Origin of the sequence: Bradyrhizobium tunisiense, from assembly GCF_042263385.1 — a bacterium.
Taxonomy (GTDB): domain Bacteria; phylum Pseudomonadota; class Alphaproteobacteria; order Rhizobiales; family Xanthobacteraceae; genus Bradyrhizobium; species Bradyrhizobium tunisiense.
Genome location: NZ_JBHLEV010000007.1, coordinates 153,440 through 167,151, shown reverse-complemented (window position 1 = coordinate 167,151; position 13,712 = coordinate 153,440). Strand labels below are relative to the sequence as shown.

Annotated in this window: 14 protein-coding genes; 4 read left to right on the top strand and 10 right to left on the bottom strand. The window is 63.8% G+C overall.

All coding sequences use genetic code 11. The annotated features are described in order from the left end of the window. Positions 1-12: 12 nt before the first annotated feature. Genes ACFDR6_RS27200 through ACFDR6_RS27190 form a run of 3 tightly spaced genes read right to left on the bottom strand, consistent with a single transcriptional unit; the run spans position 13 to position 2,646 of the window. Positions 13-936: a transketolase family protein gene (locus tag ACFDR6_RS27200; RefSeq protein WP_375860147.1), complete on the bottom strand. Its 924-nt coding sequence runs from the start codon at positions 934-936 to the stop codon at positions 13-15. Beyond that, a complete protein-coding gene (locus tag ACFDR6_RS27195) occupies positions 933-1,751 on the bottom strand; it encodes a transketolase (RefSeq protein WP_317243250.1) in 819 nt (272 codons plus the stop codon). Before ACFDR6_RS27195 ends, ACFDR6_RS27200 begins: the two co-directional genes overlap by 4 nt. Next, positions 1,729-2,646 carry an NAD-dependent epimerase/dehydratase family protein gene (locus ACFDR6_RS27190; RefSeq protein ID WP_375860146.1) on the bottom strand — a complete coding sequence of 306 codons (918 nt, stop codon included), beginning with the start codon at positions 2,644-2,646 and terminating at the stop codon, positions 1,729-1,731. Before ACFDR6_RS27190 ends, ACFDR6_RS27195 begins: the two co-directional genes overlap by 23 nt. 168 nt (positions 2,647-2,814) lie before the next feature. Between ACFDR6_RS27190 and ACFDR6_RS27185 the strand changes: the two genes are divergently transcribed. Together ACFDR6_RS27185 and ACFDR6_RS27180 are read left to right on the top strand one after the other, a co-directional pair. After that, complete coding sequence (locus ACFDR6_RS27185; protein ID WP_375860144.1) at positions 2,815-3,768, top strand: sulfotransferase family protein; 954 nt, start codon at positions 2,815-2,817, stop codon at positions 3,766-3,768. After that, positions 3,758-4,642, top strand: coding sequence for a phosphotransferase (locus ACFDR6_RS27180; protein WP_375860143.1), 885 nt, complete (start codon positions 3,758-3,760; stop codon positions 4,640-4,642). The genes ACFDR6_RS27185 and ACFDR6_RS27180 overlap by 11 nt, the downstream gene beginning before the upstream one ends. Here the strand turns inward: ACFDR6_RS27180 and rfbG are convergent, their stop codons facing one another. After that, the gene (gene rfbG / locus ACFDR6_RS27175; RefSeq protein WP_375860141.1) at positions 4,643-5,707 is read right to left on the bottom strand and encodes a CDP-glucose 4,6-dehydratase; all 1,065 of its coding nucleotides are present in this window, start codon (positions 5,705-5,707) and stop codon (positions 4,643-4,645) included. After that, positions 5,704-6,474: a glucose-1-phosphate cytidylyltransferase gene (rfbF, locus tag ACFDR6_RS27170; protein WP_375860140.1), complete on the bottom strand. Its 771-nt coding sequence runs from the start codon at positions 6,472-6,474 to the stop codon at positions 5,704-5,706. The genes rfbG and rfbF overlap by 4 nt, the downstream gene beginning before the upstream one ends. Positions 6,475-6,692: 218 nt before the next feature. Here rfbF and ACFDR6_RS27165 point away from each other — a divergent pair, with 218 nt between their 5' ends. Together ACFDR6_RS27165 and ACFDR6_RS27160 are read left to right on the top strand one after the other, a co-directional pair. Continuing rightward, a complete protein-coding gene (locus ACFDR6_RS27165; RefSeq protein ID WP_375860139.1) occupies positions 6,693-7,655 on the top strand; it encodes a UDP-glucuronic acid decarboxylase family protein in 963 nt (320 codons plus the stop codon). Between the two features lie 39 nt (positions 7,656-7,694). Further along, entirely contained in the window at positions 7,695-8,999 is a 1,305-nt protein-coding gene (locus ACFDR6_RS27160; protein WP_375860138.1) for a hypothetical protein, read from the top strand. Positions 9,000-9,012: 13 nt separating this feature from the next. Here ACFDR6_RS27160 and ACFDR6_RS27155 read toward each other — a convergent pair whose 3' ends face one another. The 5 genes from ACFDR6_RS27155 to ACFDR6_RS27135 form a co-directional block, all read right to left on the bottom strand. Further along, positions 9,013-10,089 carry a glycosyltransferase family 4 protein gene (locus tag ACFDR6_RS27155; protein WP_375860137.1) on the bottom strand — a complete coding sequence of 359 codons (1,077 nt, stop codon included), beginning with the start codon at positions 10,087-10,089 and terminating at the stop codon, positions 9,013-9,015. A 109-nt stretch (positions 10,090-10,198) separates the two neighbouring features. Continuing rightward, complete coding sequence (locus tag ACFDR6_RS27150; protein ID WP_375860136.1) at positions 10,199-11,128, bottom strand: NAD-dependent epimerase/dehydratase family protein; 930 nt, start codon at positions 11,126-11,128, stop codon at positions 10,199-10,201. A 3-nt stretch (positions 11,129-11,131) separates the two neighbouring features. Further along, on the bottom strand, positions 11,132-11,983 hold the full coding sequence (locus tag ACFDR6_RS27145; protein WP_375860135.1) for a class I SAM-dependent methyltransferase: 852 nt from the start codon (positions 11,981-11,983) through the stop codon (positions 11,132-11,134). Then, on the bottom strand, positions 11,973-12,578 hold the full coding sequence (locus ACFDR6_RS27140) for an acyltransferase (RefSeq protein ID WP_317243239.1): 606 nt from the start codon (positions 12,576-12,578) through the stop codon (positions 11,973-11,975). The genes ACFDR6_RS27145 and ACFDR6_RS27140 overlap by 11 nt, the downstream gene beginning before the upstream one ends. Before the next feature lie 43 nt (positions 12,579-12,621). Next, a complete protein-coding gene (locus ACFDR6_RS27135) occupies positions 12,622-13,710 on the bottom strand; it encodes a glycosyltransferase family protein (RefSeq protein ID WP_375860133.1) in 1,089 nt (362 codons plus the stop codon). Positions 13,711-13,712: the final 2 nt, after the last annotated feature.

Below are 13,712 nucleotides of genomic sequence, written 5' to 3'. Positions count from 1 at the left end.
GCGCAGGCGGCGTCAGAGCTTCGCCAGCGACTGCTCGATCCGCGCGACGATCGCCTCGGCTGAAAGGCCGGCGGCATCAAGCAGCGCCTCTCGCGACCCCGCCTGCGAGGTCTTGCCGCCCTGCTCGGGAATGCCCATGCCCGTGATCGGCGGCCGGACTGCGTCGCCGGCAAACGCGCCCGCCACCAGGCTGAACAGGCCGCCGCGCAGAATATGCTCTTCCAGCGTCACGATGAGGGAGGCATCGCGCACGACGTCGCGGATCGCGAGCTCGTCGAGCGGCTTCAGACAGGAGACGCTGACGACACCGACGCCGCACCCCCGCCTGGCGAGTTCTCCGGCGGCATCCAGCGCGCGCGATGCAATCGGCCCCGACGCAAGGATGACGACATCCCGTCCGTCACGCAAAACCCTGGGCTTGCGCAGGTCGGTCACGGCGGCGCCGAGATTCGGCTCTCCCTGACGGCTGAGCCGCAGGTAGGATGGCTTGCCGCTCGTTGCGATCAGACGCGTCGCAGCCCGCACCTCAGAGGGATCGCAGGGTACGAACACCTCGATGCCCGGCAGCATCGACATGATCCCCGCATCCTCCAGCGCGTGGTGGGTATAGCCCTGGCTGCCATAGGCATAGCCGGCGCCCACCGCCACGACCTTGACGTCGGCACCATGGTAGCAGACGTCGTTGCGGAGTTGCTCGAGGCAGCGCAACGTCGGGAAATTTCCGATCGAATAGATGAAGACCGTCTTGCCCGACAGCGCTATGCCGGCGGCGATGCCGGCCATGTTCTGTTCGGCAACGCCGACATTGAGATAGCGATCGGGAAACTTCGCCGCAAACGGCTCCAGCACGGAGTAGCCGAGATCGCCGCAGAGCAGCCAGATGTCGGGGTTCTCGCTCGCGGCCTGTGACAGGCTCTCGATGAACGTCGTTCTCATGCGCCAACCTCGGCCAACGCCTGCGCGAGCAGCTCATCAGAAGGCGAGCGGTAGTGCCATTCGAGCTTGTTCTCCATGAAGCTCACGCCCTTGCCCTTCACGGTGTGCGCGATCACGACCGTCGGCCGGCCCGACGCCGTCGGCACACCTCCCAGCACATGCTCGAGCGCAGTGAGATCGTGGCCGTCGATCTCCTCGACCTGCCAGCCGAACGCCTTCCATTTCTCGGCAAACGGATCGAGGTTCAACACCTCGGCGACCGAACCAAAACTCTGGATCTTGTTGAAGTCGACGATGACGCAGAGATTATCGAGCTTGTGATGGGGCGCGAACAGGATGCCCTCCCAGTTCGAGCCCTCGTCGCATTCGCCGTCGCTGAGCAGGCAGAACACGCGGCTGCCAGCACCCGCCGTTCGCGCGGCGAGCGCCATGCCGATTGCAATCGGCAGACCATGGCCGAGGGAGCCCGTGGAAACCTCGACGCCGGGCACGGCATGGCTGACGTGTCCGGTGAAGATCGATCCGTCGCGGCAATAGGTGTCGAGCTCTGCCGGGGAAAAGAACCCGCTTTCGGCGAGGGCGGCGTACATGATCGCCGTGGCGTGGCCCTTGCTGAGAACGAAGCGATCGCGGCTTGCTGCTTGCGGATCGGCCGGATCGACGCGCAGGATCCGCGTGTAGAGCACCGCCAGGATGTCCGCCATCGAGAGGCAGCCGCCGATATGCGAAGCCTTGGCGGCATGCACCATACGCAACGCATGCGCACGAATGCGTCGTGCGAATTCTTTCGGCTCAGGAAGATTTGGTCGCGTCATGCCAGTCTACCGTCTCGCGTAACCCCTCATCCAACGGCACTTCGGGCTTCCAGCCCAAGGCGAGCATGCGCGAAACGTCCGCAGCCAGGACCATAACCTGATCGGGCCGATACGCCAACTCGCCGAAGCCGAGAGCAGCACCCGGGTCAATCAGATCGCGCAGCCGCGTCACGGTCTCGCGCAGCGGCGGTGCGTCCGCACTGCCGACATTGAAGATGCCGCTCGCCGCATCATGCGTGATCGCCAGGCGGAAAGCGCTGGCAGCGTCGCGCGCGTGCAAAAATCCCCAGCGCTGCTCACAAGCCGTCAGCGCCATGGGATGCCCGGAGCGCAAGTTCCGAATCATGCTCGGGATTAGCCAGTGGTCGGCATCCTTCGGACCGTATGTCGAGAAGATCCGGAGCCACGCCCCCCGCAGCCCGCGCTCCTCGCACAGGCGCATCGACATCGATCCAGCCGCGAGCTTGGCCATGCCGTACAGCGTCGTCGGCCGCGGCACGTCGTCCTCCCGGATCGCGCGATCATAGGGTCCGTATTCCGCCTGCGAACCGGCTCCGACGAAGATCCTGGCGCCGGCCTGGGCGGCGAGTTCGACGAGGTCCACCGTATCGGCCACATTGACGGCCTGAACCGGACTGTTGCGATCGCTGCCTGCGACGCCGCGCCAAGCCATGTGCACGACCGCCTCGGGCGCGAACGCCCCGAGTGCTGCACGCAGCGCGTCCGGATGCTCCAGACTGCCCGGGATCACGTGCAGCCGGTTACGAAGCTCCCCGAGGCGCCAATAGGAACTTGCCGGCCGCAACAGCACGGCCACCTCGTGCCCGCGCGCCAAGAGGTCCGCGACGAGATAGGAGCCCAGGAAACCGCTCGCACCGGTGGCAAAAACACGCATAAACCCCGGGTAGATCAGCTACCCGGGCCCGTCAATGTCGCGCTTCCGCAACTCCCCCCTGCCCGGTCCCCCTCCCGGCACGGCTGAACGGCGATCCGAACTTGATTATCCGGCCCATGCGGCTAAACGGAGGGCCGGATCGAGGTTCGACGACGCAGGGGTAGACGCATGAACGACTTCAGGCTGGCCATGATTTCCGCGGGCTTCGAGCACGGCGGAAACGTCACCCATCGTCACTTCGACGGCCATCCCGACCTGCTCGTCTATCCCTTCGAATCGCAGCTCGGCAATCGGAACTTCAACGACTTCCTGGCTTCGGTCGAGCGCGTCCAGTACCGCTATCCCGAATTCCCGGAGGGGCTGACGGCGATCGAGCTCTACGAGCAGATGATCGACGAGGAGCTGAAGACCTTCCTGCGCAAGCGCAATGGCTCCAAGTTCCGCGATGCGGATTGCGTCATGGACGAGAAGAAGCGGATCGCCGAGTTCGCCCGGATCGTCGGCCAGCCGCCGATCTTCCGCCGTCAGGTGGTCGAAGCCTTCTTCCGCGCGACCTTCGCGGCTTGGGAGAACTACTACACCAAGCCGCGGCCGGACATGGTTCATGTCGGCTACTCCCCCGCCATTGGGATCGATGCCGATCGCATGGTGCGCGACTTTCCCAACATCCGCATCCTGCACATCGTGCGCAATCCATTCTCGGCCTACCGAGACACCAAGCGCCGCCCGTTCCCGCAGCCGCTGTCCAAATACCTGATCACCTGGAACATCTATCACTCGACGGTCGAGATGTTTGCCAGGATGTACCCGGAGAACGTGCGCATCTTCCGTTACGAGGACCTCGTGGACGACAAGCGCAAGTTCATGACCGAGGCGGCCGGATTCATCGGCGTGCCCTTCGCGGACAGCATGCTCTATCCGAGCTGGAACGGGGTCGAGATCAAGGACTCCATCGCACCCTGGGGAACCGTGCTCAAGAGCACAAGGGACTACAACCAGGCCGTGATCCAGGAACTTTCGAACGAGGAGCGCAGGCAGATCGCGCAGGGCACCGCAGCCCTCGCCCGTCATTTCGGCTACGACCGGATCGACTATCTGAGCCAGCTCTATCGTGCTGAGTAAGATCGCGTTCTTCGAAACCTGCGACCGCCCCGACATTGCTGCCGATCGCGCGCAGCTCCTGCCCGCGCTGCGACAGCATCTGCAATCCTTCGACCGCAACGCCGCCGTCATGGCGGCCCCTGGCGGCACGCTCGGTGCCTGCTACGATGTAGACATCTCCGGCGAAAAGCGTTTCTTGAAGACGCATCTGCCGGGCGCGCGTGCCAACCTCGCCAAGGAAGCCGACATCCTCGAGCAGCTCTACGGCGACATGATCGTGCTCGACCGTTTCGAGATCCCGCTCGCGGATGGAACGGCGCGGCTCTGCCTCACGATGCCCGCGCTCACGCCGCTGGCCGGCCCGATAGAGCCCGCTGATGCCGCTGCAATGGCAGAGGCATGCAGTGAGCGGCTCAAGGGCTGGCGGCCGAATGGGCTTGCCTCGTTCGAACTCTATCTGGCTGCTGCCGCAGTGGCTCTGAAGACCCTTGCGAGCCGCCGTCTGCTGGAGCAGGCCACCGCGGCCGAAGTCCACAGACTGATCGCGCTGCTCGGGGATCGTCACGCGAATTTGCCCGAGGCGCTCTGTCATGGCGATTTCGGACCGAAGAACATCATGCTCCAGGGAACCGCACCGCGCGTCATCGACTGGGAAGACGCATTCCGCGGGATCGCCGGCTACGACTATCTCTATTGGCTGACTTTCATGGAGAACCGGCCTTGCCTGCAGACGGCCGCTTTCGGCCGAACCGGCCTTTCGCCCGACGTCGAGCGCGCCATCCTCGTGCTCGTCGTCCTGCTCAAATCCTATCTGGCAGTCTTGTCGGACGAGCACCTGAAGCACGCGGTGTCGGCAGAGGACCGCATCGCTGAGATCCTCCATCTGCCGGGCTAATCAAGCCTGCAGGGCGCCAGCGACCTGATCGAGCTGATCGAGCGAGAAGCTGCGCAGGTCCCGGCCTTCGCGTAGCGCCTTGTACCAATCGACAGTCAAGCGAAGCCCCTGTGCCAGATCGAGCCGGGGCGTCCAGCCGAGTTCGTTCCGCGCCTTCGCGCAATCAAGCCTGAGATAGGCAGCTTCGTACGGATGCGGGCCGGAATCGGCCGTCCACCGCGCGCCGTCGCCCCACAGCGCGATCAGGCGATCGACCACCGTCCCGACCGACACCTCGCTTGCGGTATCCGGTCCAAAATTCCAGCCCCCGACGAAACGTTCATCGCCCGCCAATCGCTCGACCAGCGAGAGATAGCCGAGCACCGGATCGAGTGCGTGCTGCCAGGGCCGCACCGAATTGGGATTGCGGATGCGGAGCGCCTCGCCTGCCAGGAAGGCCCGCATCGCATCGGGCACCAGGCGGTCGCGCGCCCAGTCACCGCCGCCGAACACGTTGCCGGCACGCGCGGTCGCGACGCGCGCCGCGCCGCTCGTGTTGAAGAAGCTGTGGCGGTAGGAATGAGTCACGAGCTCGGCACAGGCCTTGCTGTTGCTGTAGGGATCGTCACCGCCGAGCCGGTCGCCCTCGCCGAAGGCGGCGCCTGTACCGTTGTTCTCGTAGCACTTGTCGCTGGTGACGTTCAGGATCACCTGCACCGAGCGCAGATGCCGCGCCGCCTCCAGCACATGCACCGTGCCCATCACGTTGGTCGCGAACGTCTCGACAGGCTCTTCATAGGAGGGGCGAACCAGCGCTTGCGCCGCCATATGGATGACGATATCGGGCTCGGCCTCCGCCATTGCGTCGCGCAAGGTCGGGAGATCGCGGATGTCGGCCACGCGGTGCCTGATGTCGTCGGCGATGCGCGCCGTGATGAACAGCGCGGATTGGTGTGTCGGCGGCAGCGCATAGCCGTAGACGTCAGCCCCGAAACGGCGCAGCAGCAGCGAGGCCCACGCCCCCTTGAAGCCGGTGTGGCCGGTGAGGAAGACCTTCTTGCCGCGCCAGAATGCCGGATCCGTCACCAGATCCTCCATTTGGCGCGGTTGCTGGCCCATTCGCCCTCGAGGAAGTTGCGATCGCGCAGCGAGTCCATCGGGTGCCAGAAGCCGGGATGCACATAGGCGCGCAGATCGTCACCGCGCACCAGTTGCTCCATCGGCTCGCGCTCCCAGATCGTGTTGTCGTCTGCGATCAGCTCGCCGACCGATGGCGACAATAGAAAGAAACCGCCATTGATCCAGCCGCCATCGTCATTGGGCTTTTCCTCGAAATTGACGACCCGGTCACCCTCGATCGCGATCGCGCCGAAGCGCTTGGCCGGCCGCACCACTGAAACGGTGGCGCGGCGCCCATGCGCCTTGTGGAAAGCGATCTCGGCGGCAAGGTCGATGTCGGCGACACCGTCGCCATAGGTCAATGCGAAGAAGGGCTCGTCCGCGACGTAGGGCAGCACCCGCTTCAACCGGCCGCCGGTCTGGGTGTCCTCGCCGGTGTCGACCAGCGTGACCCGCCACGGCTCGGCGGTTTCGCGATGCACTTCCATCCGGTTCTCGGCGATGTGAAAGGTCACGTCGGACATGTGCAGGAAATAATTCGCGAAATACTCCTTGATCATGAAGCCCTTGTAGCCGAGGCAGATCACGAAATCATGGAAGCCGTAATGGCTGTAGATCTTCATGATGTGCCACAAGATGGGCCGCCCGCCGATCTCCACCATCGGCTTTGGTCGCGTGCTGGTCTCCTCCGCGATTCGCGTGCCGAGGCCCCCTGCAAGAATTACGACTTTCATTCGTTTGCTCCGAACGGGAGGCCCGCTCCCAGCGTATTCCCGACGGCTTCTATACGAAGTGGCGAGACCTGGAAAATCATCGGCTCTCAAGCAACTTTCGATGTCAAGGGGTATTAAATTACCCTCTTGCAAAGCTATTGGCGTTTTCGCCCGTAGCCGATACCACTCTGCCCGCCGCACCGGGGCAAGACCGTCCCGCGACCCAGCTGGAACCGACCATGCCGTTTGAAAACTACAGGAACAGCCGCATCCTCGTGACCGGGGGCGCCGGGTTCATCGGATCGCACCTCTGCGAGCGACTGCTCGATGCCGGGGCCGAGGTGGTGTCCGCGGACAATTATTTCACCGGCAGCCGGCGCAACATTGCCCACCTGATCGCAAATCCGCTGTTCGAAGCGGTCCGGCACGACGTCACCTTCCCGCTCTACATCGAGGTCGACGCGATCTTCAACCTGGCCTGCCCCGCCTCGCCGATCCATTATCAGCGTGACCCCGTGCAGACCACCAAGACCTCGGTGCACGGCGCGATCAACATGCTGGGGCTCGCCAAGCGGCTCAAGGCGCGCATCTTCCAGGCCTCGACCAGCGAGGTCTACGGCGATCCGCTGATCCATCCGCAGACCGAGGATTACTGGGGCAACGTCAACCCGATCGGCATCCGCTCCTGCTATGACGAGGGCAAGCGTTGCGCCGAGACGCTGTTCTTCGACTATTGGCGTCAGCACGACCTGCCGATCAAGGTCGCGCGCATCTTCAACACCTACGGCCCGCGCATGCAGCCAAATGACGGGCGCGTGGTGTCGTCCTTCATCGTCCAGGCGCTCAAGGGCGAGCCGATCACCGTGTTCGGCGACGGTGGGCAGACCCGCTCGTTCTGTTATGTCGACGACCTCGTCGAAGCCATCATGCGGTTGATGGTGACTGCGGAAGACATCACAGGCCCGATCAACCTCGGCAACAATTCCGAGTTCACCATCCGCGAGCTCGCCGAGAAGGTCATCAAGCTCACCGGCTCGCGCTCCAAGCTGGAGTTCAAGCCGCTGCCGCAGGACGACCCGCGCCAGCGCCAGCCCGACCTCGCCAAGGCGAAAGCGGTGCTGAACTGGCAGCCGAAGGTCGCGCTCGAGGACGGGCTGAAGGAGACGATCGCCTACTTCAAGCATTCGCTCGACATAGCCTGATCTGCTCGCAACTCCCGTCGTTCGCAGCGAGCTAAGGCCATGAGCGCACCGCCCGGCATCATCAGCGATCTGCGCGCCCGCCTGGACTCGAAAGCAGCGCTGACGAAACTGGTCCTGCTGCACAGCGCCGTTACCTGCCTGTCGCTGATCGAGGTCGCGACCTTCCAGCTTTCCATCGACTTCGATCCGAAACGCCTCTGGATCGCGGTTCTCGTTGCGGCCGGCTTTTCCGTCGTCTCGCTGCTATTCGCCTCCGCCCGCTTCAGCTTCGGCTATTTCGTCGGATTCTATTTTTACACGATGATCCTGGGCTTCCTGTGGATCGACGTCTTCTCCGACTACAACTACCCGCGATTGCTTGCAGGAATTTCGGCGGCATTGGCGCTGCTGCTCTTCCTGATCCCCGTTTTGTTCATCGGGGCGCCGGTGCGGCAATTCGTGCCCCTGTCCAACGCCCGCTTCGAGCATTTGCTGACGCTCATTCTGGCGGTCTCCATCGCTACCCTCGCGGTCGCTTCGACCTACAATTTCCGGATGGTCTCGGTCGCGCGCATTTACGACTATCGCGACACCCTCGAATTTCCGGGAGCGCTGCGATATCTCATAGGATGGGTTTCCAGCACGCTGCTGCCGTTCGCCTTCGCCTGCTACTGGCTGCTCGGCCATCGCGTCCGCGCCATCCTGGTCCTGGTCCTGCTTCTGTTGTTCTATCCCGTCACGCTGACGAAATTCGCGTTCTTCACGCCGGCCTGGCTGATCACGCTGGTCGTGCTGTCACGGCTTCTGGAAGCGAGAGCATCGGTCATTGCCTCGATTTTCGTCCCGATGCTGATAGGACTACTCGTGATCTGGCTGACAGAGGCGAGCCTGAGGAGCATTCCGGGCAGATATTTCGACATCGTCAACATCCGGATGATGGCGACGGCATCAGGCGCGCTCGACCTCTACAACCACTTCTTCGCGAACCACCCGCTGACCTGGTTCTGCCAGATCTCCGTCCTCAAGCCGCTGGTGCATTGTCCCTACGACGAACCGCTGGCGGTGGTGATGCAGAACACCTACGGTTTCGGGCAAGTCAATGCATCGCTGTTTGCGACTGAGGGCATTGCCTCCGTCGGACCGTATCTTGCGCCTCTGACCGCGCTCGCATCCGGCCTGGTGCTCGCGGTTGGCAATCGGACGTCGGCGGGGCTGCCGCCCCGCCTCGTACTGATCTCCGCCGGAACGTTGCCCCACGTTCTGCTCAACGTGCCGCTTACGGTCGCGCTCCTCACGCACGGAACGGCCCTTATGTTCCTGCTCTGGTATGTGGTGCCTCGGAGTATCTTTGCACCGAAGGTCTAGTCGGGCCGCGCGCTCAGCCGGCCCGTGACTCCATCACGTCCCGAGTCAGCCGGATGAAATCCGCAACGAACGCCTCGACGCGCTGCTCGAGGTTCGGCAACAGATTGCGGACGGTCGCAGCCTCGGCCGTTTGCGCAACCTGCAACATTTGATCGGCCAGCGCCGCGGCGTCTCGGATGCCGAAGTATCGCGCGCTACCCCCGGTCTGTTCGCGATGGACATCGATGTCGGACAGAATCATCGGGACACCGAACGACTTCGCTTCCTCGACAGTCGTGCTCCACCCCTCGCATTCCGAAGGATTGATGAGCGCCATCGATGCACGCAGGAGGGCATAGACATGATCCAGGGGAATCATTCCGAGATGCTTGAAGTTCGGCTCCAGCCCGCGCGAGCTGACCTCGCTCATGGTCTTGTCGAAAAGGCCGGACTCGCGGAAGTCCTCCGTATTTCCAGAGGCCGCGACGACGACGTCGCGCCCCCGAGACTTCAGCAGATCGAGCGCATCGACCACGAGCCGGTGATTCTTGTGCCGCCAGAACTGGTTGGGCAGATAGAAATAGCGTCGCGGAAGATCATAGCGGGCGATCACATCAGACGGATCCGTGGTGAGCAGTCCGACAGGGGGCTCGCTCGCGAATCGAACGACCGAGACGCCGTTCGAACTGCCCGGATAGAACTTCCTGAGATCGCCGAGCGCGCTGGCGCTGCTCAGCATGATGTGCCGACCAGACGCGATCTGAGCCCGAAAGCCGAGATCACGCCGCCAATAGGCGCCCCTGGAGAAAAGATGGGGAAGCAGGCGATGCTGAAAATCCGGGAACCATGCGACTGCCGGAATTGGCAGGCGCCAGCCAAAGAAGCGCGCGGATTCGAACACCATGTCGATCCCGTTGGCCTTGAATTCGGCAACGGCAGGCGCGTCCAATCCAAAGACGATCGCTCGAGCGAGATCCGTCGTGCGGGCAAGTCCGGTCGCGCCGTGATCGAACACCGGCGAGCGAACGACCTCGACGCCGGGAATGCTGGCCAAGGCCGCAATCTCATCGGGATCGTCCGCCGTTCCGGCAAACAGCACAGGGACCACCATTCCCGGAGAATGCCGGTTGAGCACCTCGAACAGATTGCGTTGATAGTTGTAACCGCCCGCCCATAGGCGTCGCGGAACGTTAGTGAAAGCAATCCGCAGCGGTGCGCGCTTAGGCACGGCCCGGGCCCCTGAACCATTCGACGTAATCGGCAAGACCGCGCTCCAACGGAAGGCGCCAGTCGAAATTCATCTCGCGCAAACGCCCGTCATCCGCCAGCAGGCTGACCGGGTCGCCCGGCCGCGCCACGCCGGAATAACGAACGACGGTGTTGCTTCCCCAATTCCGGATCAGGCCTTCGGCAATATCGGCGACGCTCGTGCCGCGTCCCGAGCCGCCATTGATCGGGCGAAATTCCTGGTGCACCTCCTCCGCAACGCGCGCCAGCAAGCGAACGACATCGCGGACGTCGGTCCAATCCCTTATCTCGGCCCCGGTCCCTCCCAGATCGAGAGACCGTTCATCGCTGCTCAGCCGTGAGCAGATGTCCCAGAGCAGTTGCTTGCGAAGGTTCGGACCGTAGACCGAGAACAACCGCACGACGGTGCAGCGAAGGCCGAAACTCTGGGCATAGCTCCGGCACAGCTGCTCCATCATCAGCTTGTGATGACCATAGGGCGACATCGGCGCGAGTGCGGCGCTTTCGGGAATCGGACCGGCATGCTCCGAACCGTAGACCGCCGCGCTCGACGCCACCACCAGACGGCACGCCGGTGCAGAGCTTCGAAGCCATTCGAGCAGGCGTGCCGTGCTCGTCACCGTCCGCAAAAAGTCCTCGAACGGGCGCGCGATCGACGGCCCGACCGACGATCCACCCGCCAGATGGAAGACCTGCGACGGCAACCCGCGCGCAGCGGCGAGCGCGCTCAGGTTGGCCGCGTCAACCTCGCCGTTGATCCACGTCTGCAAGCCGAGGGCGCGCGCATCTGCTGCATCGAGCGCACCGTGACCGACGCCATGAACTGCACGCCCGGCGCCTGCCAACTCGCGAACGAGATGGCGGCCGATGAACCCGTTCGCACCGGTGACCCACGCGGACATGATCTAAACCTTGTGACAAACGAACGAATAGAGCCGGCCAGGCCTGTGGTCAAAGCCCTCGGCCAGCGAAAGCAGCGATACGAAGACACGTTGCGAGGCAAAGGCCGCGCGCCACAGCGGACCGGCTGGAATCTTCAACGTCAGCCTTTCGACAACCGCGGATCGCAGCGTCTCCATCGTGTAGGGAAACAGATTGATGGGACTTTGCAGCGGAGCCAGCGTCTCGACAGCCGCAAAGCCGGCCGATTTCAGCGCGCCGGTATAACGGTTGAGCAGGTAGGCATGCTCGCCGCCGTAAAGGCGATGCAGCGGGTGCTGATCGAGGAACTGCTGAAGATCGCTTTCCTTGCTGATCACATGCTCCCGCGCGGCGATCAGCATCCCGCCGGGGCGAAGCACACGAAACATCTCGCGGCAGGCGCCGTCGAGGTCGCGCGTGTGATGCAGCACCGCGCGCGCAAATACGAGATCGAATGTTTCGTCCGCGAACGGCAGGCGCTCCGAGAATTCCTCGACCACGTGGATCGGCAGCTTTGTCTCGGCCGCCAGATCGCGGATCGCCGCCGCACCGACGATCGCGCTGCCATCGGGCTCGAGGGCAGTTACCTCAAATCCGCTGCGAGCCAGCGCGTAGCTCGCAATGCCGCGACCGGCACCGACGTCGAGCGCCGAGCCGGAGCGGCCGGACAGCAGCGCCGCAATCGCCTGCCACTCGGAGCTTCGAAAATAGCGCTCGGCAGCCGCGGCCAGCGGATCATCGTAGAAGGCGTCACGCACGAGCTGGCCCTGATCCGGCTGATTGCGCAGCCAGACCACGGCTTCCTCCCACGTCGTGAACTTCCCGTTACCGCTCATCGGGCCGGAGCTCCCTGACCAGCACCGCCGGGTTTCCGGCCACGATCGAGAAGGCCGGCACGTCCTTGGTGACGACCGCGCCGGCCGCTACCACTGCCCCCTCGCCAACCGTTACGCCGCGTAGCACCATCGCACCCGCGCCAACCCAGGCATCATCGCAGATCCGAACCGGGGCTTCGTCGAGCGAAAGCTCACGTGGATGACCGCTCGTGAATATCTGTCGGACCTGTTCGTGTCGCGCGGCCGCCCCGATCGGATGAGTCAGACTGTCGAATACATTCGCCGAATGGGAGATCAGAACCCGGTTTCCAATCTCGATGGAGGCGGCGGACCAGATCCGCGTCCCCTCGCCGACATAACACCATTCGCCGATCCTGATCTGCCCACCATGGGCGAAGGTCATGAGTTCGCCGAAAATTCGGCTCTGCGCGCCAATGTCGATCTTGTCGGTGTCGCCGTAGATATTCCTCATCCTGGCGTCGGCGCCGAGCACAGCGCCGGCACCGAGACGGCACGTCGCACGTCCAACCATCCGCTGGACCATGTAGTCGACATTGCGGCCGGTGAACCGCTGAATCAGGAAGTTGAGGTTCATGCAATCCACTGAAAATCGCGTCGCCCGGGACGCTCTAGCACGGCTAAATCCGTCCGACGAGATCGCCGAACTGCTTCCATTGCACGTCCTTGCGGTAGACGTCCCGGACGCGGGCCCGGCCAAGGGCGGCGATCTCCGCCGACCTCGGCCAGTCCTGCAAGCTTCGAGAAATGACCTCGACGGCCTGCTCCGGGGTATCGTAGGTCTCGATGGTGCGCCCCTCCTCCATACCGTCCGGATACCCTCCGGCGTCGGAGACGAGCAGCCCGCCGCAACCCATCGCCTCGAAGCAACGCATATTGCCGCGATCAGTGCCAGCCATGTCGATCGCGCCGTTGAGCACGATCTTCGACGACCCGATCAGTTCATAGAGGCTCCTCCCAAACACGGGAGGCTTCGCAATGGCGGCGATGGCATCGGGGCGCCGGTGCTCGCGCAGCGGGAGCAATCGTCCGAGCGCGGTCTCGGCGAGCCTGGTCAGACGCGAGGCATCGAGACATAGCACGATGTTGCGACTGGCCGCGAGCTGCGCGACCTGCTCCAGCGTCCGGGCGCGCGCCCGATGGTGCCGCGAGTAGCCGCCGACGAAGACGACGTCGATCGGGCGTTCGCCGTGGCCATATTCGTCCATCACGGGATCATGTGCCGGAAAGAACAATTCGGCCCGGCATCCCTTGCCGCGCCAAATGTCGAGGATCGACGGAAAGTTTCCCAGCACGGCGCCATACGCCGTGAAATCGGCATTTCCTGACGGCGCCGCACGCCAGCACAACGCCGTCTTGACACAGCCCGGCAGCTTGGCGACGAAGGCGCTCGGATAACGCATCGGATCGAGGTTGTAGAACACCTCGGTGGCGTGATGCTCGATCTGCGCAAGCAGGATGGCCTCGAGGGTCGGCTCGCCCGACATGCCCTGCTCGCGCGCCCAGCGGCGCTGCAGGATCTCGTCGTCTCCGTTGGTGAAGAAGGCTTCCGGCGATCCATCGAGCACCGGCTTGAGGAAATGCGCCGCGCCGAAACGGTCATGCAAGAACACATCCCGCCGCTCCGCGAAGCTATGGGTATTCGCCGCAAGCTGGTTCAGCCGCAGCAGATAGGACGGGTAGAGGGCGCTATTCTGGAACAGGCGCATCG